We start from the raw sequence: 25813 nt of genomic DNA, 5'->3' as shown, positions 1-25813 counted from the left end.
TCGCTGGGCAGGATGCACCTTCCGGACCCGTCCGTCGCGTCACGGCCCCGTCCGGTCGGACGGCGCCGAAGGAGTCGGGACCCAGGTCCCGGGGGGTCCCGCACACCGTGTGCGGGCTCGGCCTCCCGTCGTGGGCACGCGGGTACAGTCGAACACGTCGGGGCGGGCCGGAGGCCACGCCTCCCCGCCCGTCCGGCGCCCGCGGTGTCCGCCGCGAGCCCCGACGCGAGGAGGTCCAGGTGGACGACCCGACGACAGGCACGGGAGAAGGTCGCGAGGAGCCGCCGTCGGCCACGTGGTCGATGGCGGGTGGCCCCCCGACGGAGCGCTCGCAGGCTCCCCTGCCCGAGGACGCCGACGAACTCGCCGCGGAGCTGAAGTTCCTGCGCGAGGAGGTCGACCTGCTGCGGCGGCGCCTCGAGACCGCCCCTGGTCGGATCCGCACCCTCGAGGAACGGCTGCTGGAGACCAAGGCGCAGCTGCAAGGGGCGACGGCACAGAACGCGAAACTGACCGAGACCCTCCGGGCCGCCCGCGATCAGCTCGCCTCCGTCCGTGAGGAGGTCGAGCGCCTCTCCGCCCCGCCACAGGCCTACGCGACCTTCCTCGAACGTGACGAGGACGCCGAGACCGTCACGGTGGTGGTCAACGGTCGCAAGATGGAGGTCACCGTCGGTCCCGAGGTCGACGTCGCGGCTCTCGCGCTCGGGCAGGAGGTCCGGCTCAACGAGGCGATGAACGTGGTCGCCGTCGGCCGCACCGACGACCGTGGCGACGTGATGACCATCGCCGAGCTGCTCGACGACGGGCGTGCCCTGGTCCTCGGCCACACCGATGACGAGCGCGTGGTGTTGCTCAGCGACCGGCTCCGCGAGGGCCCGCTCAAGGCCGGCGACAGCATCCTGGTCGACCTGCGTTCCAACACCGCGCTCGAGCGCATCCCCAAGGCCGAGGTGGAACAGCTCATCCTCGAACAGGTGCCCGACATCACCTACGACCAGATCGGCGGCCTCGGCAACCAGGTCGAGGCCATCCGGGACGCGATCGAGCTGCCCTACCTGCACGCCGACCTGTTCGTCGAGCACGAGCTGCGCGCCCCCAAGGGCATCCTGCTCTACGGCCCGCCCGGCTGCGGCAAGACCATGATCGCCAAGGCGGTCGCCAACTCGCTCGCCCAACGCGTCCGCGACAAGACCGGCCGCGAGGACGTCAAGAGCTACTTCCTCAACGTCAAGGGTCCCGAGCTGCTCAACAAGTACGTCGGCGAGACCGAGCGCCAGATCCGGGTCATCTTCCAGCGGGCCCGCGAGAAGGCCGCCGAGGGCTTCCCCGTCATCGTGTTCTTCGACGAGATGGAGTCGCTGTTCCGCACCCGCGGCTCGGGGGTGTCGTCGGACGTGGAGACCACCATCGTCCCCCAGCTGTTGGCCGAGATCGACGGTGTCGAGTCGCTCAAGGACGTGGTGGTCATCGGGGCCTCCAACCGCGAGGACATGATCGACCCCGCGATCCTGCGCCCGGGACGCCTCGACGTGAAGATCAAGGTCGACCGCCCGGACGCGGACGCCGCCCGCGAGATCTTCGGCATCTACCTCCACGAGGATCTGCCGCTGCACGCCGACGACGTCGCCGCTCACGGTGGGGACGCGGCTGCGACGGTCGCGGACATCATCGAGCGCACGGTCACGAAGATGTACGCCGCGGACAAGGACAACGAGTTCCTCGAGGTCACCTACGCCAACGGCGAGAAGGAGGTTCTGTACTTCAAGGACTTCAACTCGGGCGCGATGATCGAGAACGTGGTCGCCCGCGCCAAGAAGCTCGCCATCAAGCGGCTGATCGCGACCGAGCAGCGCGGCCTGACGGCCGACGACCTGCTGACGGCCATCCGGGACGAGTTCCGCGAGAACGAGGACCTGCCCAACACCACCAACCCGGACGACTGGGCTCGCATCAGCGGCAAGAAGGGCGAACGCATCGTCTACGTGCGCACGCTGGTCAGCGGTCCACCGGACCACCCCGGTCGCGCGATCGAGAACGTCAACCCGGGCCAGTACCTGTAGGGCACACCTCCGGGCGGCCACAGGAGCCGTCCGGAGCCGCGCCCGTGGCCCCCGAGGAGCCCGTCCGTGCCCACCCCGAAGTTCGTCGGCGTCGAGACCGAGTTCGGTATCGCGGTGATCGGCCCGTCCGAGGTCAACCCCGTCCTGGCCTCCTCGATGGTGGTCGGCGCCTACCGCGCTGCCGGCCCGGGGGAGGTGCGTTGGGATCACGCCGACGAGCACCCGCTCCGTGACGCCCGCGGGTACGAGCTGCCCGACCCGCACGAGCCGCTCGCCGACGACGAGCTCGGCCTCGCCAACACGGTGCTGACCAACGGCGCGCGGTTCTACGTCGACCACGCCCACCCCGAGTACTCCTCACCGGAGGTCACCAACGCCCGTGACCTCGTCATCTGGGACAAGGCGGGGGAGCGGATCCTCGAGGACGCGGCGGAACGCGCCGTCCGCACCCTGCCGGCCGGCAGCCGCGTCCTGATCCACAAGAACAACACCGACGGCAAGGGCGCGGCCTACGGCACCCACGAGAACTACCTCGTGCCGCGCGAGGTGCCCTTCGGCAAGCTCACGCGACAGCTCCTGCCGTTCTTCGTCTCGCGTCCGGTCTACGTCGGCGCGGGTCGCATCGGCAGCGAGCTCGACCCGCAGGTCGGGTTCCAGCTGACCCAGCGCGCCGACTTCTTCGAGGTCGAGATCGGGCTCGAGACCACCCTCAAGCGGCCGCTGATGAACACCCGTGACGAGCCGCACGCCGACCCGGACCGCTACCGCAGGCTGCACGTCATCAACGGCGACGCCAACCTGTGCGAGGTGGCCACCTACCTGAAGGTCGGCACGATGATGATCGTGCTCGACCTCATCGAGGACGGTGCGCTCCCTGAACCGCCCGCCCTCGCCGAACCCGTCGCGGCCTTCCACGCCGTCTCGCACGACCTCACGCAGGCGGTGCCGCTCCGGCTCGCAGACGGGACCACCGCCACCCCGATCGAGCTGCAGTGGCACTACCTCGAGGCTGCCCGCAAGCACCACGATCGCGGCGACCTGCCACCTGCCTCCGGGGAGGTGCTCGCCCGCTGGGAGCAGGTCCTGACGACGGCCGAGGTCGAACCCCGACGGCTCGCCGGCCAGGTCGACTGGGCCACCAAGCTCCAGCTGCTCGAGGCCTACCGGGACCGTGAGTCGCTGGAGTGGGCCAGCGACCGGCTCAAGGCCATCGACCTGCAGTACCACGACGTCCGCCGGGACAAGGGCCTGTACCAGCGGCTCGTCGCCCGGGGGCGGGTCGAGCTGCTGGTCACCGAGGCCGAGATCCAGGCGGCGATGACCAGCCCCCCCGAGGACACCCGGGCGTGGTTCCGCGGCGAGTGCCTGCGCCGCTTCCCCGAGCAGGTGGTGGCCGCCGGTTGGGACTCGCTGATCCTCGACGTCGGCAAGGACGCGCTGCAGCGGCTACCGATGATGGAGCCCGGCCGCGGTACCAAGGAGCAGGTCGGCGCGCTGCTCGACGACGTCGCCGACGCCGCCGAACTGCTCCGCCGCCTCACCGGCTGACGCCACACCGGTCCTCAGCGACGTGTCCTCGGTACCCTCACCTGACGGCAGCGCGGAGCCTCGAGTCAGGAGCGGCACGTGAGCGACGGTGGGCAGACCAAGAAGGGTGGTGCGTCCCGGGAGCGGGACGAGGCCGAGGTCGAGGCGACGACCGAGACCACCAGCGAGTCTCGCGATGTCCTCGACGACGTGGACGAGCTGCTCGAGGAGATCGACGACGTCCTCGAGGAGAACGCCGAGGAGTTCGTCCGCAGCTACGTCCAGAAGGGCGGTCAGTAGGGCCTCTCCGGGAGGCGGGGCGCGTCGGATCCGGGACGGTCACGACGGACGGTCGAGCACCGCACGTACGAGGGAGCAGGTCTCCTCCAGCGCCTCGGCGCACGCCGGAGACAGCGCGCTGAACGCCACGAAGCCGTGGATCAGCCCGGCGAACCGGCGGTGAGTCACGCGGACGCCGGCGGCCTCCAGCGCCGTCGCGTAGGCCTCCGCCTCGTCGCGGAGCGGATCGAACTCCGCCGTGACCAGCACCGCGGGCGGTAGGCCCTCGAGGTCGCCGTTGATCGGCGACAGGCGTGGGTCGCGTCGGTCCTCGGCCTCCCCGAGGTAGTGGTCGGCGAACCAGTGCATGTCGTCGCCGGTCAGCAGGAGCTCGTCGCCGAACTCGACCCGGGACGGATAGCGGGTGCCGCCGTCGTCCTCGAGGTCGACCACGGGGTAGAGCAGCACCTGGGCCGCCAGTGGCGGTCGTCCACGTGCGATCTGATCCCCCCAGGACTGCGCCACGACGGCCGCGAGGTTGCCACCGGCGCTGTCGCCCGCCACCACCAGCAGCTCCGCATCGCCCCCCAGCCGGTCGATGCGGTCGGCGGCCCACCGGGTGGCTGCCATGGCGTCCTCGACCGCTGCCGGGAACGGGTCCTCGGGAGCGAGCCGGTAGGCGACGCTCACCACGACCGCGTCGACCTCCCGGCACAGCCAACGGCTCAGCGTGTCGTGCGTGTCGAGGTCTCCCAGGACGAACCCGCCCCCGTGGAAGGTCACGATCGTCGGCCTCCGCACCGGGCGACGACCGCCAGGGTGGTAGGTGCGGACCTCCACCGGTCCACCAGGACCCCGCAGGCGGTCGCCGCGCACCCGCCCGACCGGAACACCGCCATCGAGCAGGCGGACGTCCACGGTGGCCTGCCGCATCGAGCGGCGGGCTGCAGCCGGCGAGGTCAGGTCCAGGCGGGCACGCCCGAGGACCTCCAGCAGGGCGAGCATCCCGTCGATCTGCGGGTCGAGGGGCAACGGAGCGATCCTCGGACGAGCCACGGTCCCGTGTGGCGCCCGATGGTGACACACCTGGTGCGCTCAGGGCCCTACCGGGCGCGGCTCACCGGGGCGGTAGGTCACGACCGACGCGTCGGCGAGCTGCTCGCGGGTGAAGGGCACGTCGCGCAGCCGCCTGGCCGCGAAGCGCTCGGCCTGATCGGCGTGGTGCGCCGAGGTCTCGACCAGGGTCGCCGACCCGAACTGGTGGATCGCCCGGCTGCTGACGGTGCCGGCCGCGTCGAAGGTGATCGCCGAGACGTAGCTGTCGCCGGCGATCGCCTCCAGCACCCCGTCGCGCCGCTCACCGTAGATCGCGCGCAGCACGTCGGGCGCACCGTCCAACGGGAGGTCCAGGGCGCCTCGGCGGAGCCGGTTGACCTCACCCCACGGCACGTCGACCCGCCCGTGGGCGTCCACCAACCAGGCGACGGCCGCGCGGTAGCTCGCCACCAGGACGTCGTCGGAGACCGCGTCGGCCACCTCGGTGTCGCCGAACCGTGCGGGGTCGAGCTCGAGGGTCTCCTCCTCGAACAGCTCGGCGATGGTCAGGACCATGAGGGCGGCACCGACGCTGGTGCGATCGGTGTCGAGATCCCAGCTCGCCAACGTGTCGAGGCCCGCTCGCTCGTCGTCACCATCCAGCGTGTCGCGCGCGGCCACGAGACGGTCGCGCCACGCCGCGACCGCCGACGCCTCGTGGTAGCGCGTGTCGAACTTGACCTCCAGCAGCCGGTCGAGGTCGGTGGTGGCGTGTTCACGCATGAGGGCGAGCGCACGCAACGACCGGTTGGTCTCGTACCGCTCGATGCCGGTGGTCGCCTCGGGCCACCGGTCCGGGTCGGGCTGCTCGGGCCCGAGCGTCGCGGTGAAGGGCGTCGAGTTCGCGTTCTGCACGAAGCCGACCGCCGGATCCTCGATCCACGGCAGCTGGTCGAACGGGAGCGTCCCGGTCCAGAGCGTCCCGCGCGTGTCGCCGGGGACGACACCGCTCCAATCGACACCCGGCAGCACAGGGCGATCGGGGAGCAGCGCGTGGTAGAGGTAGCCGATGCGCCCGGTCGCGTCCGCGAGCCCGACGTTGAACGAGGCCAGGCCGTCCTGACCCTCGAGGGCCGCGAGCCACTCGTCGATCGAGCCCGCGCGGTTGAACGCGTGGAGCTGCTCGAAGATCGCGACCTCGTCCATCCCCGCCCAGCGGAGCGCGACGTCGCCGTCGTCACGCCGTACCACCGGGCCGAAGATCGTCCACGCGACCTCACGCTGCACCGTCCAGCGCAGCCGGCCGAGGATGCGCACCTCGAGGTCGACCTCGTCGACCTCCATCTCGAGCCACTCGCCGTCCACCCGGTAGCGGGTGGGGTCCTCCGGGTCGACGTCCAGCCGGTAGACGTCGATCAGGTCCGGGCGGTTGACCGTGAAGGACCAGGCGACGTCCTCGTTGTGCCCGAGCACGATGGCGGGCACCCCCGGGAAGAGCGCGCCGGTCGCGTGCCACCCCTCGTCGGAGGTCAAGGTCGCCTCGTACCACGCCACCGGGCCGGTCCAGGGCTGGTGCGAGTTCGACAGCAGGTGCGTCGCGCCGTCGTCGGTACGTGACGGACCGACCGCCAGCACGTTGGAACCAGCGGCCGTGATCGCATCGAGGCTGGTCGGCCGCGCCAAGGCCTGGGGCCGTTCGTCGAGCGGTGCCGGGTCGAACAGGGCCCCGAGGGTGACCTCCAACCCGAAGAACAACGGCGCCTTCTGCACGCTCGCTGCCACGAGGTCCTCACCGGTCACCGGGAACAGTTCGGCGCTGAGCACCTCGTGCTCGTGCGCTGCGGCGTAGGCGTTGAGCCCCGCCGCGTACCCCTCCAGCAGTGCGCGGGTCCCCGGTGCGAGCGTCGGGTAGCCGGCCGCGGCGACCTCACGGACGCGCAGCAGCGCCACGAGGTAGTCGATCGGCGCCCCGTCGCGACCCGCGACCGTCGCCAGCCGGCCGCGTGCCGCCAGGGTCGAGCGCTGGATGGTCAGGAAGTCGTCCTCGGCGTGCGCCCACGCCAGGCCGTAGGCCGTGTCGGCGTCCCGTGCCCCGTGCACGTGCGGGACGCCGAACCGGTCGCGGGAGATGACCGCGTCGAAGGGCTGTTCGCTGGCGGCGTACGCCGCGAGGTCGGGAGGACCGACGGGCAGGAACGCGTAGGCGAGCACCGCCGCCATGACCGCAGCCAGCGTCGCTGCCACCCACCCCAGGATCCGTCGCATGGCACAGTCTCGCAGGCGCGCCGGCCCCGCACGGCCCCGTGGACCTACGCGGCCTGACACCGTTTCGGGCATGATGCGCCCCCGCACCTGGTCGGGAGCCTGCGCGGGAGGTGTCGCAGGACCTGGGTGACGATGTCGGCGCCGGCCGAGGAGTGACGATGAGCGACCGCCCCTGGCTGCGCCACTACCCGGACGGCATCGAGCCCTCCATCGGCGAGACCGCCCACCGCAACCTGCCCCACCTGCTGTCGGCGTCGGCCGAGCAGCACGCTGGCGAGGTTGCCTTCCGGCAGGTCATGCCGAACGGGATGAACGGGGCGCTGCGCTACCGCGACGTCGAGCGGCTCTCGGACGACTTCGCGCTGTACCTGCGCGAGGTGGCCGGGCTGGAGCCCGGTGACCGCGTCGCGGTGCAGATGCCCAACTGCCTGAGCTACCCGGTCGTGGCGTTCGGGGTGCTCAAGGCGGGCTGCGTGCTGGTGAACACCAACCCGCTCTACACCGCCACCGAGATGATCCACCAGTTCGGCGACTCGGGCGCGCGGGCCCTGGTCATCATCGACATGTTCGCCGACCGGCTCGACGCCGTGCTGCCGAAGACCTCCATCGAGACGGTCGTGACGGTGCGGATCTCGGAGTTCCTCCCGAGGATCGTCGCCGGCATCATCCGGACGACGCAGCGCTACTGGAACCGAACACTGCCGACCATCGACGTCGAGCACACCCCGCTGCGCGAGGCGCTCGCCGCTGGCGCGCAGCGGCGCGAGAACGGGTCACGAGCCGCGACCTACCTCGACGACGTCGGGCCCGACACCCTCGCCGCGCTCCAGTACACGGGCGGCACCACCGGCGTCTCGAAGGGCGCGATGCTCTCGCACGGCAACCTGGTGGCCAACACCCAGCAGATGCTCGCGATGTGCGGCTCCCACCTGCGCCGGGGCGAGGAGACCGTGCTCACGGCCCTCCCGCTCTACCACGTCTTCGCGTTCACGGTGAACCTCGTCGGCTTCTACCAGATGGGTGGACACAACATCCTGATCCCGTCACCGCGGCCGCCCAGCAACCTCAAGCGCGCCTTCGAGAACTACCCGATCACCTGGGTCACCGGGGTGAACACGCTGTTCAACGCGCTCCTCAACGAACGCTGGTTCGTCGAGCACCCACCTGCGGAACTCCGCGCGTCGGCGGCCGGGGGGATGGCCCTGCACCAGCCGGTCGCCGAACGCTGGCGCGAGGTGACCGGCACGCCGATCGTCGAGGGTTACGGGCTGACCGAGTCCTCGCCGGTCCTGACGTTCAACCCGCTCGGTGGGATGAACAAGGACGGCACCATCGGCATCCCCGTGCCGTCCACGCAGGTGCGCTGCGTCGACGAGTCGGGCGCCGAGGTGCCGCTCGGGCAGCCGGGGGAGCTCGTCGCGAGCGGGCCACAGATCATGCAGGGCTACTGGCAGCGGCCGGACGACACCGAGGACACGCTCCGCGACGGGTGGCTGCACACCGGCGACATCGCCGAGATGGACGAGGACGGCTACTTCCGCATCGTCGACCGCAAGAAGGACATGGTCCTGGTCAGCGGGTTCAACGTCTTCCCCAACGAGATCGAGGAGTGCATCGCGGCGATGCCAGGTGTGCACGAGGCCGCGGTCATCGGCACGCCGGACGAGAAGACCGGCGAGGCGGTGCGCGCCTACGTCGTCGCCGGCGAGCCGGCTCCCTCACCGGCCGAGGTCGTCGCCCACTGCCGTGAACACCTGGCCGCCTACAAGGTGCCGCGCAGCGTGGAGTTCATCGACGAGATGCCCAAGAGCCCGATCGGCAAGATCCTGCGCAAGGATCTACGCGCGGCCGTCGGCGTGGCGGCGGGGCAGCCGCCGGCGGGTACCGGCGACGAGGGGAAGGCGTAGCGATGTCGATGACCCCGTCGCTCCTCCTCGCCCTCGAGGGCCCGCCCGCGGACCACGAGGTGGTGACGCAGTTCGAACAGGTGATGCTGGTCGGGCTGGTCTTCATCATCATGTTCGGCCTCGGTGCCGGCCTCACGCCCCGGGACTTCGCGTCGGCCCTGCGCCGTCCGCAGGGCCTGATCATCGGCTGGGTCACGCAGTTCGGGATCATGCCGTTCCTCGCCTTCCTGCTCATCCTCGCGCTGATCCTGCCCCTCCCGGACGAGTACGCCGCACCCGTCGCCATCGGCGCGCTGCTGATGGGCTCGGTCCCGGCCGGCACCACGTCGAACATCTTCACCTTCTTCTCGAAGGGCAACCTGGCGCTCAGCGTCATGATGACGACCAACTCCACGCTGTGGGCGCTGGTGATGACCCCGCTCGCGCTGCTCATCTACGGGACGCGCCTGATGCCGGCCGGCGCGGACCTGCAGATCCCCCTCGCCAACATCCTCGTCACGCTCGCGATCCTGCTCGTGCCCGTGGCCGCCGCGATGTGGATCCGGAGCAAGAACGCCAACATCGGTGCCGTCATGGAGCTGATGGGCGGCTTCTTCGGGCTGTTCTTCATCGTCTTCCTGCTGGTGACCTGGGTGCCGCGCAACTGGCGGCTGCTCGTGATCACCCCGTGGCAGGTCTACCTCGTGGCGGTGTTCCTCGGGTTGCTCGGCATCACGATCTCCTACGCGATCGCCCGCGGCATCAAGCTGCATCCGTCGAACGCCCGCACCATCGGGCTCGAGACCGGGATCCAGAACGGGCCCCTCGCCATCGCCATCATCCTGCTCAGCTTCGACGGCCACCCGCGGCTCGGCGAGCTGCTGATCGTCCCGGCGCTCTACTCGCTGTTCATCGTCCTGGTCGCGACGGTCGTCACGGTCTACTTCCGCCGCGCGAACCTCGCCGAGGAGCAGAAGATCCCCAGCCTGCTGTGAGCCCCCCGAAGGGCTGAGACCCCTCACCGAGCACGGCCGCCGGCGCGGGTGCGGCGGCCTCGACCGGTGCTGCGTCCGCCCAGTACCGTCACCTCCCACCCCCAGACGCGTTCGGTGCGACATGGGCCAGCCCCTGGACCTCAACAGCGACCTCGGCGAGTCGTTCGGCCGGTGGGCGCTCGGCGACGACCGCGCGATGCTGGACCACATCACCAGCGCCAACGTGGCCTGTGGGTTCCACGCCGGCGACCCGTCGACGCTCCGGCGGGTGTGCGAGGACGCTGCCGCACGTGGCGTCACCATCGGTGCCCAGGTCGCGTACCCGGACCTGAGCGGTTTCGGGCGCCGGTTCATCGACATCGATCCCGGTGAACTCGCCGATGGCATCACCTACCAGATCGGTGCCCTCGAGGCCCTCGCCCGCGTCGCCGGGACCCGGGTGGCCTACGTCAAGCCGCACGGCGCGCTCTACAACGCCGTCGTCCACCACGCCGAGCAGGCGGCGGCCGTGGTCCGCGCCGTCGTCGAGTACGACGCGTCCCTGCCGATCCTCGGGCTCCCGGGTTCGACGTTGCTGGCACAGGCCGTCGAGGCGGGGCTCGACGCCGTCGAGGAGGCGTTCGCCGACCGCGCCTACACCCCTGAGGGCACGCTGGTCCCGCGCGACCAGCCGGGCGCCGTCCTGGACGACCCCGAGCGGATCGCCGAGCGGGTGGTCCGACTCGCCACCCAGGGGGAGCTGGTCGCCCACGACGGGTCCGTCATCGTCGTGGTCGCTCGGTCGATCTGTCTGCACGGCGACACGCCCGGTGCCGTGCGGATCGCCCAGGCGACCCGGCGCGCGCTCGAGGACGCCGGTGTGCTCCTCGAGCCGTTCGCACCGTGAGGTCCCGGCCGTGAAGGTGCTGCCGTGCGGTGACACGGGGCTCCTCGTCGAGGTGGCCGACCTCCGGGCGGTCGTCGGCCTCTACCGCCGGCTCGTCGAACGGGACCTCGCGGGCGTCGTCGGCCTCGTTCCGGCGTCGCGCACGCTGCTGGTGCAGTTCGATCCGGCCCGCACCTCCGGCGCGACGATCGCGGGTGTCGTCCGGGACCTCGACCCGCACGTTGCCCCATCGGCCCCGACCCGCGAGGTCGAGGTGCCCGTCGTCTACGACGGTGAGGACCTCGAGCAGGTCGCCGAGCTGACCGGCCTGGGCGTCCGCGGTGTCATCACGGCACACACCGGGCAGGTCTGGACCGTCGGCTTCGTCGGCTTCGCGCCCGGCTTCGGGTACCTGGTGGGGGAGGACCGGCGACTGCACGTGCCGCGGCACCCGCACCCGCGGTCGTCGGTGCCCGTGGGTGCCGTCGGCCTGGCGGACGAGTTCAGTGGCATCTACCCGCGGCGATCGCCGGGAGGTTGGCGCCTCATCGGCCGCACCGAGGTGACCGTGTGGGACGTCGCGCGTGAGCCACCGGCGCTCCTGGAACCCGGCGCGCAGGTGCGCTTCGTCGAGGCGAGGTGAGCGCGCACCTCGAGGTCCTCGAACCCGGGCTCCTGACCACGGTCCAGGACCTCGGTCGACCCGGCTACGCGCACTGGGGCGTGTCGCGGTCGGGCGCCGCCGATCGCGCCTCCGCCCGGCTGGCCAACCGGCTCGTCGCCAACCCCGAGGGCACGGCCTGCCTGGAGGTCACGCTCGGCGGCCTGCGCGTCCGGGCTGGTGGGGATCTGGTGCTCGCGGCGACCGGCGCGCCGTGCCCCGCGGTGGCCGCTGGGATGGACGTGGCCACCAACGCGGCCTTCGAGCTGCCGAGCGGGCACGAGCTGACCCTGGCGGCGCCGGACCGGGGGCTGCGCACCTACCTCGCGGTGCGCGGCGGCCTGGACGTCACGGCGGTGCTCGGTTCGCGGGCGACCGACCTGCTCGGCGGGCTCGGACCACCGATCGTCAGCTCGGGCGACCGGCTGGCGGTCGGTGACGCGTCGGCGGACTTCCCACCGGTGGACCACGCGGCCGTCCGCGAGATCCCCCAGGGGGAGGTCGAGCTGCGCGTGCGCTTCGGTCCTCGTGCCGACTGGTTCACCCCGGCGGCACGCGAACGTCTCGTCACCGAACCGTGGGTCGCCGGGGCGGACAGCAACCGCATCGGCCTGCGCCTGTCCGGCCCGCACCTGGAGCGCCGGATCACCGACGAGCTGCCGAGCGAGGGCCTGGTCCGCGGCGCGTTGCAGGTCCCGCCGACCGGGGCGCCCACCATCTTCCTCGCCGACCACCCGGTCACTGGCGGGTACCCCGTCATCGCGGTGGTGCTGGACGAGGACGTCGACCTGGCCGCACAGATCCGCCCGGGGCAGACCGTGCGGCTGCGGGCGGTCGGCGGCACGCCGGCCGTCTGAACGGGACCACCCTGAGGCGCTGCGGCTCGGACACGGTCGGCGGGCGTCCGCCTGCCCTACGCTCGGCGCCCCATGCGACCTGGAGCTTCCCGTGACCTGGACCCGTGACGAGCTCGTCACCGGCATCCCGAGGCCGTTCGACGCGGCCGGGAGCTCGTTCTTCGAGGTCCTGCGCCAGCAGGCTCCCGCGGCGGTCCCACCGCTCCTGGCCGGCCAGCCGATGCCGCCGGAGCTGCGTGCCCAGCTCGTCGAGGGCACCACCGTCCTGGCCGTGACCGCGGCTGGGGGCGTGGTGATCGCCGGGGACCGGCGCGCCACCGCCGGCCACCTCATCAGCCGTGGCGACATGCGCAAGGTCTTCCCGGCCGACGACTCGTCCGCGATCGCCATCAGCGGCGCTGCCGGCCCCGCCATGGAGCTCGCCCGCGTCTTCGCCACCGAGCTCGAGCACTACGAGAAGGTCGAGGGCGAACCGCTCAGCCTCGAGGGCAAGTCCAACAAACTGGCCGGCATGGTCCGTGCCCACCTGCCGATGGCGATGCAGGGCCTCGTCGTCGTCCCGTTGTTCGCGGGCGTCGACCCGCGCTCGGGGGAGGGCAGCATCTACGAGTACGACCCGGTCGGGGGCCGCTACCAGGCCCGTGACCACGCCGCGACCGGCAGCGGATCGCTCGCGGCACGCGCGACCCTCAAGCGTCTGCACCGCTTCGACGAAGGGATCGAGGCCGCCGTCCGCACCTCCATCGAGGCCTTGTTCGACGCCGCCGAGGAGGACAGCGCGACCGGCGGCCCCGACCTGATCCGTCGCATCTACCCGATCGTGGCCGTCATCGACGAGGAGTCGGGGTACCGCGAGTTGCCCGATGAGGAGGTCCTCGGCCACGTCGAGGCCGTCATCGCCCTGCGCCAGCTGTGACCCACCTGCCCGACCCCGCTGCCCCGAGCCCGATCGGCCGCACCCGCACCACCCGCTGACAGGAACCGCCGTGGCCACCCCGTTCTACGTCGCACCCGAACAGATGATGAAGGACCGGGCCGAGTACGCCCGGAAGGGCATCGCCCGCGGACGGGCACTGGTGGCCGTCGAGTACACCGACGGGGTCGTCTTCGCCAGCGAGAACCCGTCACGGTCCCTGCACAAGACCTCCGAGATCTACGACCGCATCGGGTTCGCCGCCGTCGGGCGCTACAACGAGTTCGAGGCCCTGCGCGTGGCCGGCATCCGTCTGGCCGACGTCAAGGGCTACCAGTACGCCCGCGACGACGTGAACGCCAAGTCCCTGGCCAACGCCTACTCGCAGGCGCTCGGCGCGGCGTTCATGGGCGGCGAGGCCAAGCCGTACGAGGTCGAACTGCTGATCGCCGAGGTCGCCCCACCGGGCCGCCGCGAGGGCGGTGAGCTCGAGCTGTACCACATCCTCTACGACGGCTCGATCGTGGACGAGCACCGTTTCGTGGCCGTCGGCGGCGAGTCCGAGGCGCTGTCCGCCGCCCTCGAGGAGGCCTTCGAGGACGGCCTCGACCGGGACGCTGCCGCGAGGGTCGCGGTCGGGGCGCTCAGCCGCGTCGCAGGTCGTGACATCCCGGCCGGGGATCTCGAGGTCGCTGGCCTCGACCGCACCCGCCCGCGACGCCGGTTCTTCCGCCTGCGCAACAGCCAGCTCGAGGCGGCCCTCGCCGGCTGACCTCGGTCGCTGACGGCGATGGCGCGTCGGCACGACCTGCCACGGGAACGCGATTGCCGGATCAGCAAGGCCGCTTGCCAACAATGGGTCGGTGGGTCACCGTGTCCGCGAACGGAAGCTCGTCCGCGACCAGGAGGACCCGATGACCGCTCGTGCCCCCGCCCCGGCCGGCCGCGAGGTGGACGTCCTGATCGTCGGTGGTGGTCCCGCTGGTCTGGCCGCGGCCCTGGTGCTCGGCCGCTCCCGACGCACCGTGCTGGTGGTCGATGCTGGCGAGCCCCGCAACGCACCCGCCGCGGCCATGCACAGCTTCCTGACACGCGACGGCACCCCGCCGGACGAACTCCGCGCGATCGCCCGCACCGAGGTCGCCGGATACGGCGTCCACCTCCACGACGGGCGAGCCGTCACCGCGAGTTGGGTGGGGGACCGGTCCCGCCACGAGGAGCGCTTCCGGGTGGAACTGCAGGACGGCGCGACGGTCCTGGCCCGGCGTCTCGTGGTGACCGCGGGGCTCGTCGACGAACTGCCGCAGGTCGAGGGACTCGCGCAGCGGTGGGGACGCGATGTCGTCCACTGCCCCTACTGCCACGGGTGGGAGGTCCGGGACCGCACCATCGGGGTGCTCGCGACCTCGCCGGTCGCTCTCCACCACGTCGGGCTCTTCCGCCAGCTCAGCGACCGGGTCGTCTACCTGCGGCACACCGGCCCCGAGCTCGACGCGGACCAGGCGGCGACGCTGGCCGCGCGCGACATCGAGGTGGTCGAGGGCGAGGTCGTGGCCGTCGAGTCGGCCGACGACCGGCTGACCGGCGTGTGCCTGGCAGACGGCCGCCGGGTGCCGCTCGAGGCGCTCGCGGTCGCGCCACGTTTCGCCGCGCGTTCCGACCTGCTCGCCGGTCTCGGGGTGCCGGTGGTGGACCACCCGTCCGGCAACGGTGTCCACGTTCCGGCCGATCCGATGGGTCGGACGGAGGTCGCAGGCGTCTGGGTCGCGGGCAACGTCACCGACCCCATGGCGCAGGTGATCGCAGCAGCGGCGCAGGGCAACACCGTCGGGGCCGCCGTCAACGCCGATCTCGTCACCGAGGACATGACCCGCGCCAGGGTGGTCGCCTGCTGAACGGCCGCTCGATCCGGTGGCCCGGTGGCCGAGGTCGGTGGGGTTCCTGCTCGTAGGCTCGGGCTCGACCTCGGAGCCCCCTTGGACCGTCCACGTACCTCGACCTACCTGCGGGAGTTCCGCTGGTACCGGCGCTCGCGACTCTGGGTCGTCCCGAGCGCCGGCGCGGGGGCAGCACTCGCGCTCGCCGCGGCCACCCTCAGCGTGGACCACTTCCTGATCACCGGGCCCGCACCGTTCCCGATCTTCGGTGGGGAGCCCGAGACCGCGCGCACGATGCTGTCGCTGATCGCGACCGCCGTGGCGACCTTGACGGCGCTCATCCTGACCATCGTCGCCGTGATCATCCAGCTCGCGACGCAGGCTCTCTCGCCGAGGGCGGTACGGACCTTCCTCCAGGACGCCCACAGCCACCTGACCATCGGCACGTTCGTCGGGACGTTCACCTTCGCGCTGGTGGTCCTGCAGCAGTTCAGCCTCACCTACGACGCTGAGGCCGACACGCTCACCAGCCTGTCGGTCACCGTGGCCTTCGTCCTCGCCGTGGTCAGCCTCGGGATGTTCATCTCCTACGTGGACCACATCGTGCACCAGGCGCGGGTCACCTCGATCATCGACCGCATCGGCAACGAGACCCGGTACGCCATCCGCCAGGAGTACCCCACCGAGGACGAACGACCCCGGCACGTCACCGGCACCATCCCCGAGCACGAGCCGTCGCACACGATCACGTCGGTGAACAACGGCGTCATCCTCGAGATCGACGTGTCGCGCCTGATGAAGGCGATCGCTCGCTGCAACGTCACCATCGTCATGGTTCCCGCCGTGGGTGACTTCATCCCGACGGGGGCTCGGCTGCTCGAGGTGTACGGGGACGCCGACATCGATCTGAAGGCCCTGATGAAGACGGTCGACATCGACGCCGAGCGTTCGATCATGCAGGACGTCCCGTTCGGCTTCCGGCTGCTCATCGACATCGCCGAGCGCTCCCTTTCGACGGGGATCAACGACCCGACGACGGCGGTGCAGGTGGTCGACCAGCTCCACGACCTGCTCCGCCAGCTCGGCACCCGGCCGTTCCCGTCCGGCTGGTACGCCGATGACGAGGGAGCGCCCCGGCTGTACGTCCCGCAACCGACGTGGGACCTGTACGTGGCGCTCGCCTTCGAGGAGATCCGCCACCACGGCGCGAGCTCACTGCAGGTGGTGCGTCGTATCCGGAGCGCCGTGCTCGACCTGCTCGAGAACCTGCCCGAGGAGCGACACCCAGCGCTGCACCGCCAGATCCGGCTCCTCGACGAGACCGCCGAGTGGGCCTTCCGATCCGAGGCGGAACGCGAGGCCGCGACCCACGCCGACGCGCAGGGGATCGGGTCCGGTGGCGGTTTCGGCCCCATCGTCGGCGAGGACGACACGGCGTCAGGCGTGACCCAGACCGAGGGCTGAGTGCGAAGGGGCACAGCTCCTACCGAGCGGATCCGACGGGAACGCGTACGTTGGCTCGGCCGGTCCGGCACCCTGGCCGTGGGCCGGCAGCGGAGGTAGGCGTGCGTCGTAGGATCTTCGGCATCGAGAACGAGTACGGCGTCACCTGCACCTTCAAGGGCCAGCGCCGGCTCAGCCCGGACGAGGTCGCGCGCTACCTGTTCCGGCGTGTGGTGTCGTGGGGCCGTTCGTCCAACGTGTTCCTGGAGAACGGGGCACGCCTCTACCTCGACGTCGGTTCGCACCCCGAGTACGCCACCCCCGAGTGCGACACCCCACGTCAGGCCATCGTGCACGACAAGGCGGGGGAGCGGATCGTCGAGGAGCTCGTGCTCGCCGCCGAGCAGCGGCTCGCCGAAGAGGGCATCCAGGGCCGCATCTCGCTGTTCAAGAACAACACCGACTCGGCCGGCAACTCCTACGGCTGCCACGAGAACTACCTCGTCGCCCGCGTCGGCGAGTTCCAGCGCCTCGCCGAGGCCCTGATCCCGTTCCTGGTCACCCGGCAGGTGTTCGCCGGCGCCGGCAAGGTGCTCCAGACCCCCCGCGGATCGATCTTCTCGCTCGCCCAGCGTGCCGAGCACATCTGGGAGGGTGTGTCGTCGGCCACGACCCGGTCGCGCCCCATCATCAACACCCGTGACGAGCCTCACGCCGACGCCGAACGGTTCCGCCGCCTCCACGTGATCGTCGGTGACTCGAACATGTCCGAGTACACCGCCTGGCTGAAGGTCGCCACCTGCGACCTGGTGCTCCGGATGCTCGAGGAGCAGGCGGTCTCGCGCGACCTGTCCCTCGACAACCCGATCCGCGCCATCCGCGAGATCAGCCACGACCTGACCGGGACGACCCGGGTGCGGCTGGCCAACGGGCGCGAGATGTCCGCGCTCGAGGTCCAGCAGGCCTACCTCGAGCGGGTGGAGCGGTTCGTCGCCAACTCCTACGCCGACGACGACGACGCCAAGCACGTCGTGTCCGAGTGGCGGTACGTCCTCGAGCACCTCGTGAGCGACCCGATGTCCCTGTCACGGCAGCTCGACTGGGTCGCCAAGTACCAGCTGGTCGACCAGTACCGGGCCAAGCACGACCTGCCGCTGTCCCACCCGCGTGTCCAGATGCTCGACCTCGCCTACCACGACGTCGTCCGCGACCGTGGCCTCTACCACCTGCTGATGCGCCAGGGGCGGGTCCAGCGCGTCCTCGACGACGCCGAGATCGAGGCGGCGATGACCGAGCCGCCGGCCACCACCCGGGCAGCCCTCCGCGGCCGCTTCGTGCGGCACGCCAAGGCCAAGCGACGCGACTACACCGTCGACTGGGTCCACCTCAAGCTCAACGACCAGGCGCAACGGACCGTGCTGTGCAAGGACCCGTTCCGCTACGAGGACGACCGCGTCGACAAGCTCATCGCCTCCATGTGACCCATACGAGCGGTTCTCCACGGGGTTGTGGATAGCCGGCGGTGGTGTCACAAGGGTCGGGCATGATGCGTGGTGATGGGAACCACCGCTGCTGCCGCCCCCGATCCTGACGACCGTCAGGGCCACACCGACCCGCCGTTCGGTCTGCCGGTGCTGGCCGAGGTGCCCGAGCTGGCGGGCCTGCTCCAGCTGGCGGTCGACACCGAGCGGATGACCGCCCGGCTGGTCGAAGCCATCCTGGTCCTCGAGGACGCCGGGGTCGCGCCGGCCGCCACGGGCGTCGGGTTGGAGCAGTGGCTGGCCATCGTGGGCCGCTCCACCCGCTCGGACCGCCGCATGCTGACCTGCGCCGCGAACGTGTGCCGCCGCCTCCCGTCCCTCCGCGCGGCGTTCGCCGCGGGTGAGGTGTCCTGGTCCCAGGTCCGCGCCGTCGCGTTGAAGGTCGAACGCAGCCCACGGCACCTGGACGACCGGCTCGACGCCGCGCTCGCACGCGCGATCGACGGGGCTGCCGGCGCCGATCCGGACGCGCTGGCCAACGTGGTGTCCTGGGCGGTGACCGACCTCCAGTCCGAAGACGCCGGCGAACAGGAGCCTGCCGTGCCGGACGACGTGATGGTCCTGCAACCGCGTCTGGACGGGTCCGGTGGCCGGTTCCACGGCGACTTCGGCCCGGTCGGGTTCGCCGCCCTCGACACCGTCACCGACCCCGGCCCGATCGGTGTCGCCACCCGCAACCGGTTCGGTGACCGGCCCGGCCCCGACCAGGTCGCCGCGAACCGGCTGACCGCCGGGAAGGCACGCGCGAGGAAGCTGATCGACCTGTGCCGCCGCGGCGGCCCCACCGACGACACGGCTGGTCAGGCTGGGGCGGTGCGGCCACCCACCCTGATCATGCGGGCCGAGCTCGACACCCTCCTCGGCGACGACCGGCTCTCCGCCCAGCTGCTCACGACGTTGGCCGGTGGGGTGATGCACGTCGACGCGGCCACGGCCCGGCGGCTGGTCGACGAGCACGGCACCGACCTGCGCCTGGTGCTGCTCGAGGACGGCAAGGTCGTCGGTGTCGGCACCAAGACACGACGGCCGCCCGGCTGGCTCGCCGACGCGACCCTCGCGGTGCACGACACCTGCACCGAACCCGGCAACTGCCCCGTCGCCGCCCGGGTCTGTGATCTCGACCATGCCGCGCCTGCCACCGCCGGTGGCCCCACCGACATCGCCAACCTCGCCCCCCTCTGCGGCCCCGCCAACCGGCGCAAAGAGGCCGACGGGTGGACCGCCACCGGCACCGCTGACGGCACCCGCACCTGGCACCACCCCCGCACCGGCCTGACCGTCCGCACCATCCCCACCACCTGGCGACCACCCGACGATCACCGCCACGGCACACCCGGCCCGGGCGACCGGGACGACGGTCGCGGCTCTCCCGACGGCCTCGGCCGCCGAGGACCGCCACCGCGAGCGCCTGACCGCTACGGCCGGTCCCTGTCGCACGGCGTCGACCCGCCCGGCGACCCGCCGGACCCGGTCGACCCCGCCATGCCCTTCTGACTTGTGCCCTCCCGAGTCGCAGCGGTCCCTCGTAGCCACGTCAGCGCCACCCCAGCGATCGCACGGTGCGTGACCACCCTCCGCGGGTGGCCACGCACCGCGCCTGCGCGCACTCGGAACCCGCGGACGCTGGTCGACGTCCCACCGTGGACGTCGACCGCAGGGGAGCCTCGTGCGCCACGCACGTCTGATCGCATCCATGGCTGCCATCGCGCTGGTGGCGTCCGCGTGCGGCGCTGCCGGTGGGGGAGCGACGCCACCGGAGGACGCTGGCGGTGGCGGCATCCCCATCGAGTTGGCGGGCAGCCTGTCGCCGCAGGACGCCGCCGCTGCGGCGGCCGGCGTGAACGCCTTCGGTTTCGACCTGCACCGGGCCGTCGCCACGGACGCGGCCAACACGGTGACCTCGCCGCTGTCCGCATCGGTGCTGCTCGCGATGGTCGCCGCCGGCGCCGGTGGCACCACCGCGGACGAGATGGTCGAGGTGCTGCGGCTGGAGGGCCCGCGCGACACCCGCTACGCGGCGCTGCTGGCGGACCTGACCGCCGACAGCGACGTGACCCTCGCGGTCGCCAACTCCCTGTGGGCCGCCGAGGGGCACCCCTTCGAGGACGACTACGTCGAGTTCGTGCGGGGGACCTTCGGTGCCACGCTGGACGAGGTCGACCTCGGCTCGCAGGACACCGCCGACCGGATCGACGACTGGGTCGACGAACACACCGAGGGCCTGATCGAGGACATCGCCGAGGACCTCGGGCTCCCGAGCGGTCAGGCGGTGCTGGTGCTGCTCAACGCCGTGTACTTCCTCGGCACCTGGACCACCACCTTCGACGAGGGCGACACCCGCGACGCCCCGTTCCAGTTGGCGGACGGGACCGAGGTCGAGGTACCGACGATGCACCGCTCCGACCCGGAGCTCGAGACCGCGAGGGCGGACGGGTTCACGGTGGCGCGGCTGCCGTACGGCGAGGACGAACGGTTCGGCATGGAGGTGCTGCTGCCCGACGAGGACGTCGACCTCGACGAGTTGCTCGCCGGCCTGGACGCCGACACCTGGCGGCGGGCGGTCGACGACCTGACCCCGTCGATGCGATCGGAACTGGCACTGCCGACGTTCGAGCTCGAGTGGGACGCGCAGCTCAACGACGCCCTGCAGGCGCTCGGCATGACCTCGGTGTTCGGTGGCGGCGATCTCACACCCATGTCGCCGGCGAACCCGTGGCTCGACACCGTCGTGCAGAAGACCTACATCCGCGTCGACGAGGAGGGGACGGAAGCAGCCGCCGTCACGGGCGGGGTCACGGTGCTGTCCGCCGGCGGGCCGCCCCCGTTCCTGGTCGACCGGCCGTTCGCGTTCACCGTCAGCGACCGTCAGACGGGGACCATCCTCTTCCTCGGCACCGTGCACGACCCCCGCGGCTGACCCAGCTGACCGGTCCGGGGGTGCCGGACCGTTAGGCTCCGCCGTTCGTGCCCGACAGCAGGGGGATCCGTGACGGCGAAGGTCGAACGGCTCGTCAACCTCACCGTGGCCCTGCTCGAGACCCGGCGCCCGCTGACCTACCGCGAGCTGCGCCAGCGCACCCGCGAGTACCAGCAGAGCGACCCGGAGTCGGCTCGCCGCCAGTTCGAGCGCGACAAGGACGACCTGCGCAGCCTCGGCGTCCCGATCGAGGTCACCGACGTCGCCTTCGAGGAGGAGCAGGGCTACCGCATCGACCGCAGCCGCTACGAGCTGCCCGACATCGCCCTCGACGCCGAGGAGGTCGCCGCCCTCGCCCTCGCGGTCAAGCTCGCCGGTGAGGACGGCAGCCGGCTCGCGCTGGCCAAGCTGGCCGCCCGCGCCCCCGACCCCGCCGAGCTGGTGGCCGCAGGAGCCCCCGAGGTGGACGTCGCGGTCGACCCGATCGGCGACACCCTCGCCGACGCGCTGGTGCGCCGCATCGCGCTGCGGTTCGGCTACCGGACGGCGTCGGGCGACACCGCGACCCGCACGGTCGACCCGTACGCCGTCGTCCAGCGGCGCGGCGCCTGGTACCTGGTCGCGCGCGACCACGACCGCGACGCCCAGCGAGCGTTCCGCCTCGATCGCGTCGACGGCCGGATGAAGCCCGTCGGCGATCCCGACGCCTTCACGCCGCCGGACGACCTCGACCTGGCCGCGGCCGTCGCAGGCCCCGAGTCCGAACGCGTCGAGGTCGACCTGGCCGTCGCACCGGCGGCCCGCTGGGCCGTCGAAGCGCGCGGTGGCGTGGCCACCGGCGAGGCCACCGACGACGGGTGGGTCGTCCTCCGGGTGCCGGGCGTGGACCGTGTCCGCGACCGTTCGTGGCTGCTCGGTCTCGGCGACGAGGTCGAGGTGCTGCGCCCCGCCGACCTGCGCGCCGAGGTCGCCGACATCCTGCGGGCCATCGCCGCCGCCCACGAGGAGGTGGCCCGGTGAGCGCGCTGGATGACGTCGGCCGGATGCTCGCGCTGGTGCCCTGGCTGCTCGCGCGCCCCGGTGCGTCCCTGCAGGAGGCGGCGGAGGCCTTCGGCGTCAGCGAGCAGCGCATCCGGACCGACCTCGTCGACCACCTCGACTTCTGCGGCCTGCCCGGCCTCGGCGGAGGCGCCCTGTTCGACGTCGCGGTCGTCGGCGAACGGGTCGTGATCACCATGGCCGACGAGCTCGCACGGCCGATGCGGCCCACGCCCGCCGAGGCGCTGCGCCTGGTCCTCACGGTCGACGCCGTCGCCGAGGTCCTCGGCGACGAGTTGCCCGCCCTCACCAGCGCTGCTGCCAAGGTCCGTGACGCCCTCGGCGTGCCTGAGCGGGTGGCCGACGTGCTGGAGCCCTCGACCACCTCGGTGGTGCTCGAGGTCCGACGGGCGCTGACCGAAGGGCGACGCCTGCACCTGCGCTACCAGGGGCGCGGTGACGACGCACCCCGCGACCGCACCGTCGACCCGTGGCGCGTCCAGGTGGTGTCGGGGGACTGGTACCTGCAGGGTCACGATCAGGGCGCCGACGACCTGCGGACCTTCCGGCTCGACCGGGTGGCCGAGGTGACCGTCAGTGACGACCCGGTGCGGGTCCCGGCACCGGCCGACCTGCCCGAGCCGCGCTACCAGCCGGGCGAGGACGACCTCGCCGTGACCCTGGCGGTCACCCGGGCCGGTCGCTGGCTCGCCGAGGTGCTCGACGTGGACCGGACCGAGGAGACCTCCGACGGCGGCGCGTTGCTCCACCTGACCACCGATGCCCCGCGGCACGTGGCCCGGCTCGTGCTCGTGGCGGGTGGCGCCGCGACCGTCCAGACGCCCGAGGGGCTCGCTCGGGCGGTGCGGGACCTGGCCCGTTCGAGCGCTGGACGCTACGAGGACTAGCCCGCCTCAGCGGTTCCGGGGTTGTCGGCCGGTCGAGCCATCAAGTCCCGCACGTGGCGGCCGATGGATGGGGAGAGTCCCCGACCGGAGGTCATCGAGGTGACCCGCATCCGCGCCACGTGCCCGTCCTGCGGCGAGATCGAGCTGCGACCCGCCGACGTCGTGCTCCGCCGCGTCGTCGACGCGCTCGGTGACGTCACCGACGGCAGCTGCTACCGCTTCAGCTGCCCCGACTGCGCCGAGCTGGTCGAGAAACCCGCCGACGAGCGCATCGCGAGCCTGCTGACGACCGGCGGCGTCCCGATCGAGGACGTCGAGGAGGCGGTCGCCGAGGCGGACACCCGTCCCGCGCACCCCGAGGACCCGCCCGCGGGCCCGCGGCTGACCCCCGACGACCTGCTGGACATGCACCTGCTGCTGCAGGACGACCCGACCTGGTTCGACCGCCTCCTGGCCACCACGGGGCGCTGACGGACCACCCGGCCCCGGCCGGACCGACGCTGGTGTCCTCTCCCTCACCGGCGCCGGCCCGACCGGGGCCATCCAACGCCCACCGTCTCCAGGCGCGCTGCCGCACCGACCACCACGCCCCGGCCCCTAGGCTCCCGGGCGTCGTCGTCACCTCCGGAGGACCGCGCGCGTGCCCACCGTCGTCTGGCCCCTGCTCGGCGTCCTCGTGCTGGTCACGATGGTCGCGCTGGTCCTCAGCGTGCGGACGCTGGTCCGACGGCTCGGACGGCTGGCCGGGGACCTCGACGACCTCCAACGCGAACTGACCCCGGCGCTGCGGCAGCTGGAGGTGGATGGCGAGGTCACCGCGACCGAACTCGCGGCGATCGGTGACCGGCTCGATGAACGCGCGCGGCTCGCCGCAACCCGCCGCAAGCGTCGCTGGCGCCCCGGTCCCTCCTAGCGGGGGTCCAGGGGCTCCGGGGTGCCCGGCGGAGCCGCACCGCACCGGTGGCGCCCGCACCTCGTTGGACGGCGCCTACGCAGGTAGACTGCTGGCGCGCGCGGACCTGTCGGCTCGACGCGCCCACGAGTGACGAAGGCGCGGATCATGACCATGCCCGGCGGCTGGGAACTGATCGTCATCCTCTTCATCGTCCTGCTGCTGTTCGGTGGCCGCAAGCTCCCGGACCTGGCGCGGTCGATCGGGCAGTCGATGACCGAGTTCCGCAAGGGCTCCAGCGAGGGCGTCGACGACGACGCCACGAAGGACGAGGACCGCGACCGCGAGCGCGACCAGGAGCGCTGACCCATCACCGCGGAGCCGCTCCGAGGCGCCGACGCGGGGGAGATGTCGCTCCTCGAGCACCTCGTGGAGCTGCGTTCCCGCCTGTCGCGTGCCGCGCTCGCCCTCGTGGTGGGCACCATCGTCGGGTACCTGGTCTTCCCCATGGTGCTCGAGGTGCTGCTCGAGCCGTTCTGCCGTTCGCAGGCGGTGCTCGATCCGAGCGGTGGCGAGTGCAACCTGGTCGCCATCCGACCGATGGAACCGTTCTCGGTCCGCATGAAGACGTCGGTGGTCATGGGGCTGTTCGTCGGCGGGCCGGTGATCTTCTACCAGCTGTGGCGGTTCATCACCCCGGGCCTGACGCGCAAGGAACGCCGCCTCGCGCTGCCGTTCGTCGTGCTCAGCCAGATCATGTTCGCCGTCGGGATGGTGTTCGCCTACGTGGTCATCCCGCAGGGGCTGCGCATCCTGCTCGGGATGGCCGGTGACCGCGTCGACATCTTCCTCACCCTCGACGAGTACATCTCGTTCTTCCTGACCACGTCGGTGGCCTTCGGTCTGGTCTTCGAGCTGCCGCTCGTCCTGATCTTCCTGTCGCTGGTCGGCGTGATCACCGCCGCCAGCTTGCGACGGGCCCGCCCGTACGCGATGGTCGCGATCGTGGTGGCTGCCGCCATCATCACGCCGACCACGGACGCGATCACGCTGATGTTGATGGCCGGCCCGATGGCCCTGTTCTACGAGATGTCCATCGGTGCCGCGTGGCTGATCGAACGACGACGACGGAGGCGGCGGTGAACCGAGCGGAGGCGGCCGACCTCCCGCCCACCGCCCGGGAACCCTCCCGCTCCGAGTCCATCCAGCTCAGCTGGCGCCGGCTGCAGCGGACCCCGGTGATGCCGGTCGCCCTGTCGGCGATCGTGGCGCTGATCATCGGCATCCTCATCGGCCGGGCGTTCGCCCCGACGGTGGACGACACCGCCGTCGCCGTCGTCAACCGCGAGGTCGTCAGCCTGGCGGTCGACGCCGACGCGCTCTGGACCGCCGGCAGCAGCGGGATGCCGGCCGTCAGTGACCAGCTCCAGCTGCTGCGGTCGACCGGCGACGCCGAGGTCGTCACCCCGTACGTCGAGGGGTGGCTCGAGGCCTACGACGCGGTGCTTCGTCGGCTCGTCGGGGTCGACGTGGAACCGTCGGTCCGGCCCGTTCAGCGGCAGTTCGTGACGGCGGTGACCCTGACCCGGGACGCGGTCGAGCTGCTCGGCGAGGCGGCCGAGGCCGGCGAGCCCGCCGTGATGCGTGACCTGACCTCCGAGGTCCTACGGCTGCGCATCCGGGCCGAGGAGTTCACCCAGACGGCCCAGGCCGGACTGGGCGAGCTGGAGGGGCGGACGACCGGCGGCGTCGCCGAACCGAGCCGGCTGCCGTCCCTGACCGACCTGCGCTGACACGGCTGGCCGCCGGCCGTGCGCGCACGTCGTAGCCTGCACCTCAACCTGCCGGAAG

24 protein-coding genes are annotated in these 25813 nt (G+C 71.9%); 22 read left to right on the top strand and 2 right to left on the bottom strand.

Annotated features, from left to right (window positions below):
- The first annotated feature begins 239 nt into the window (after positions 1-239).
- The 3 genes from arc (at position 240) to NITAL_RS17865 (ending at position 3890) form a co-directional block, all read left to right on the top strand.
- Positions 240-2063, top strand: coding sequence for a proteasome ATPase (gene arc / locus NITAL_RS17875; protein WP_211262492.1), 1824 nt, complete (start codon positions 240-242; stop codon positions 2061-2063).
- A 66-nt stretch (positions 2064-2129) separates the two neighbouring features.
- Positions 2130-3611 carry a depupylase/deamidase Dop gene (gene dop, locus NITAL_RS17870; protein WP_083441721.1) on the top strand — a complete coding sequence of 494 codons (1482 nt, stop codon included), beginning with the start codon at positions 2130-2132 and terminating at the stop codon, positions 3609-3611.
- A gap of 78 nt (positions 3612-3689) precedes the next feature.
- Complete coding sequence (locus NITAL_RS17865) at positions 3690-3890, top strand: ubiquitin-like protein Pup (RefSeq protein WP_052667535.1); 201 nt, start codon at positions 3690-3692, stop codon at positions 3888-3890.
- 39 nt (positions 3891-3929) lie between these two features.
- Here the strand turns inward: NITAL_RS17865 and NITAL_RS17860 are convergent, their stop codons facing one another.
- Complete coding sequence (locus NITAL_RS17860; protein WP_052667534.1) at positions 3930-4901, bottom strand: alpha/beta hydrolase; 972 nt, start codon at positions 4899-4901, stop codon at positions 3930-3932.
- A 63-nt stretch (positions 4902-4964) separates the two neighbouring features.
- The gene (locus NITAL_RS17855; protein WP_211262491.1) at positions 4965-7148 is read right to left on the bottom strand and encodes a penicillin acylase family protein; all 2184 of its coding nucleotides are present in this window, start codon (positions 7146-7148) and stop codon (positions 4965-4967) included.
- A 179-nt stretch (positions 7149-7327) separates the two neighbouring features.
- Here NITAL_RS17855 and NITAL_RS17850 point away from each other — a divergent pair, with 179 nt between their 5' ends.
- From NITAL_RS17850 to NITAL_RS17760, 19 genes are all read left to right on the top strand, one after another.
- Entirely contained in the window at positions 7328-9076 is a 1749-nt protein-coding gene (locus NITAL_RS17850) for an AMP-binding protein (RefSeq protein WP_157041927.1), read from the top strand.
- Positions 9077-9078: 2 nt separating this feature from the next.
- The gene (locus tag NITAL_RS17845) at positions 9079-10050 is read left to right on the top strand and encodes a bile acid:sodium symporter family protein (RefSeq protein WP_211262490.1); all 972 of its coding nucleotides are present in this window, start codon (positions 9079-9081) and stop codon (positions 10048-10050) included.
- 121 nt (positions 10051-10171) lie between these two features.
- Positions 10172-10936 carry a LamB/YcsF family protein gene (locus tag NITAL_RS17840; RefSeq protein ID WP_052667532.1) on the top strand — a complete coding sequence of 255 codons (765 nt, stop codon included), beginning with the start codon at positions 10172-10174 and terminating at the stop codon, positions 10934-10936.
- A gap of 10 nt (positions 10937-10946) precedes the next feature.
- On the top strand, positions 10947-11558 hold the full coding sequence (locus NITAL_RS17835; RefSeq protein WP_052669777.1) for a 5-oxoprolinase subunit B family protein: 612 nt from the start codon (positions 10947-10949) through the stop codon (positions 11556-11558).
- The gene (locus NITAL_RS17830; protein ID WP_052667531.1) at positions 11555-12433 is read left to right on the top strand and encodes a 5-oxoprolinase subunit C family protein; all 879 of its coding nucleotides are present in this window, start codon (positions 11555-11557) and stop codon (positions 12431-12433) included. The genes NITAL_RS17835 and NITAL_RS17830 overlap by 4 nt, the downstream gene beginning before the upstream one ends.
- 91 nt (positions 12434-12524) lie before the next feature.
- The gene (prcB, locus tag NITAL_RS17825; protein ID WP_211262489.1) at positions 12525-13349 is read left to right on the top strand and encodes a proteasome subunit beta; all 825 of its coding nucleotides are present in this window, start codon (positions 12525-12527) and stop codon (positions 13347-13349) included.
- Between the two features lie 70 nt (positions 13350-13419).
- Positions 13420-14118: a proteasome subunit alpha gene (prcA, locus tag NITAL_RS17820; protein WP_052667530.1), complete on the top strand. Its 699-nt coding sequence runs from the start codon at positions 13420-13422 to the stop codon at positions 14116-14118.
- A gap of 142 nt (positions 14119-14260) precedes the next feature.
- Positions 14261-15241, top strand: coding sequence for an NAD(P)/FAD-dependent oxidoreductase (locus NITAL_RS17815; protein ID WP_052669775.1), 981 nt, complete (start codon positions 14261-14263; stop codon positions 15239-15241).
- Positions 15242-15322: 81 nt separating this feature from the next.
- Positions 15323-16687, top strand: coding sequence for a DUF2254 domain-containing protein (locus NITAL_RS17810; protein ID WP_169786884.1), 1365 nt, complete (start codon positions 15323-15325; stop codon positions 16685-16687).
- Between the two features lie 101 nt (positions 16688-16788).
- Complete coding sequence (pafA, locus tag NITAL_RS17805) at positions 16789-18147, top strand: Pup--protein ligase (RefSeq protein WP_052667528.1); 1359 nt, start codon at positions 16789-16791, stop codon at positions 18145-18147.
- A gap of 75 nt (positions 18148-18222) precedes the next feature.
- Positions 18223-19701, top strand: coding sequence for an HNH endonuclease signature motif containing protein (locus NITAL_RS17800; protein WP_157041926.1), 1479 nt, complete (start codon positions 18223-18225; stop codon positions 19699-19701).
- A gap of 172 nt (positions 19702-19873) precedes the next feature.
- Complete coding sequence (locus tag NITAL_RS17795; protein ID WP_052667526.1) at positions 19874-21124, top strand: serpin family protein; 1251 nt, start codon at positions 19874-19876, stop codon at positions 21122-21124.
- A 69-nt stretch (positions 21125-21193) separates the two neighbouring features.
- Positions 21194-22144: a helix-turn-helix transcriptional regulator gene (locus NITAL_RS17790; RefSeq protein ID WP_052667525.1), complete on the top strand. Its 951-nt coding sequence runs from the start codon at positions 21194-21196 to the stop codon at positions 22142-22144.
- Complete coding sequence (locus tag NITAL_RS17785) at positions 22141-23070, top strand: helix-turn-helix transcriptional regulator (protein ID WP_052667524.1); 930 nt, start codon at positions 22141-22143, stop codon at positions 23068-23070. The genes NITAL_RS17790 and NITAL_RS17785 overlap by 4 nt, the downstream gene beginning before the upstream one ends.
- Positions 23071-23169: 99 nt before the next feature.
- Entirely contained in the window at positions 23170-23541 is a 372-nt protein-coding gene (locus NITAL_RS17780; protein ID WP_157041925.1) for a hypothetical protein, read from the top strand.
- Between the two features lie 169 nt (positions 23542-23710).
- Positions 23711-23983 (top strand): hypothetical protein, encoded by a 273-nt coding sequence (locus NITAL_RS17775; RefSeq protein ID WP_052667522.1) that lies wholly within the window; start codon positions 23711-23713, stop codon positions 23981-23983.
- Positions 23984-24130: 147 nt separating this feature from the next.
- Positions 24131-24328: a twin-arginine translocase TatA/TatE family subunit gene (gene tatA / locus NITAL_RS29255; protein WP_052669774.1), complete on the top strand. Its 198-nt coding sequence runs from the start codon at positions 24131-24133 to the stop codon at positions 24326-24328.
- Between the two features lie 42 nt (positions 24329-24370).
- Positions 24371-25105, top strand: a complete 735-nt coding sequence (tatC, locus tag NITAL_RS17765; protein WP_052667521.1) for a twin-arginine translocase subunit TatC — start codon at positions 24371-24373, stop codon at positions 25103-25105.
- Complete coding sequence (locus tag NITAL_RS17760; RefSeq protein WP_052667520.1) at positions 25102-25755, top strand: hypothetical protein; 654 nt, start codon at positions 25102-25104, stop codon at positions 25753-25755. The genes tatC and NITAL_RS17760 overlap by 4 nt, the downstream gene beginning before the upstream one ends.
- The last annotated feature ends 58 nt before the right edge of the window (positions 25756-25813 follow it).

Source organism: Nitriliruptor alkaliphilus DSM 45188 (assembly GCF_000969705.1).
GTDB lineage: Bacteria > Actinomycetota > Nitriliruptoria > Nitriliruptorales > Nitriliruptoraceae > Nitriliruptor > Nitriliruptor alkaliphilus.
This window is presented reverse-complemented; position numbering and strand designations above follow the sequence as displayed.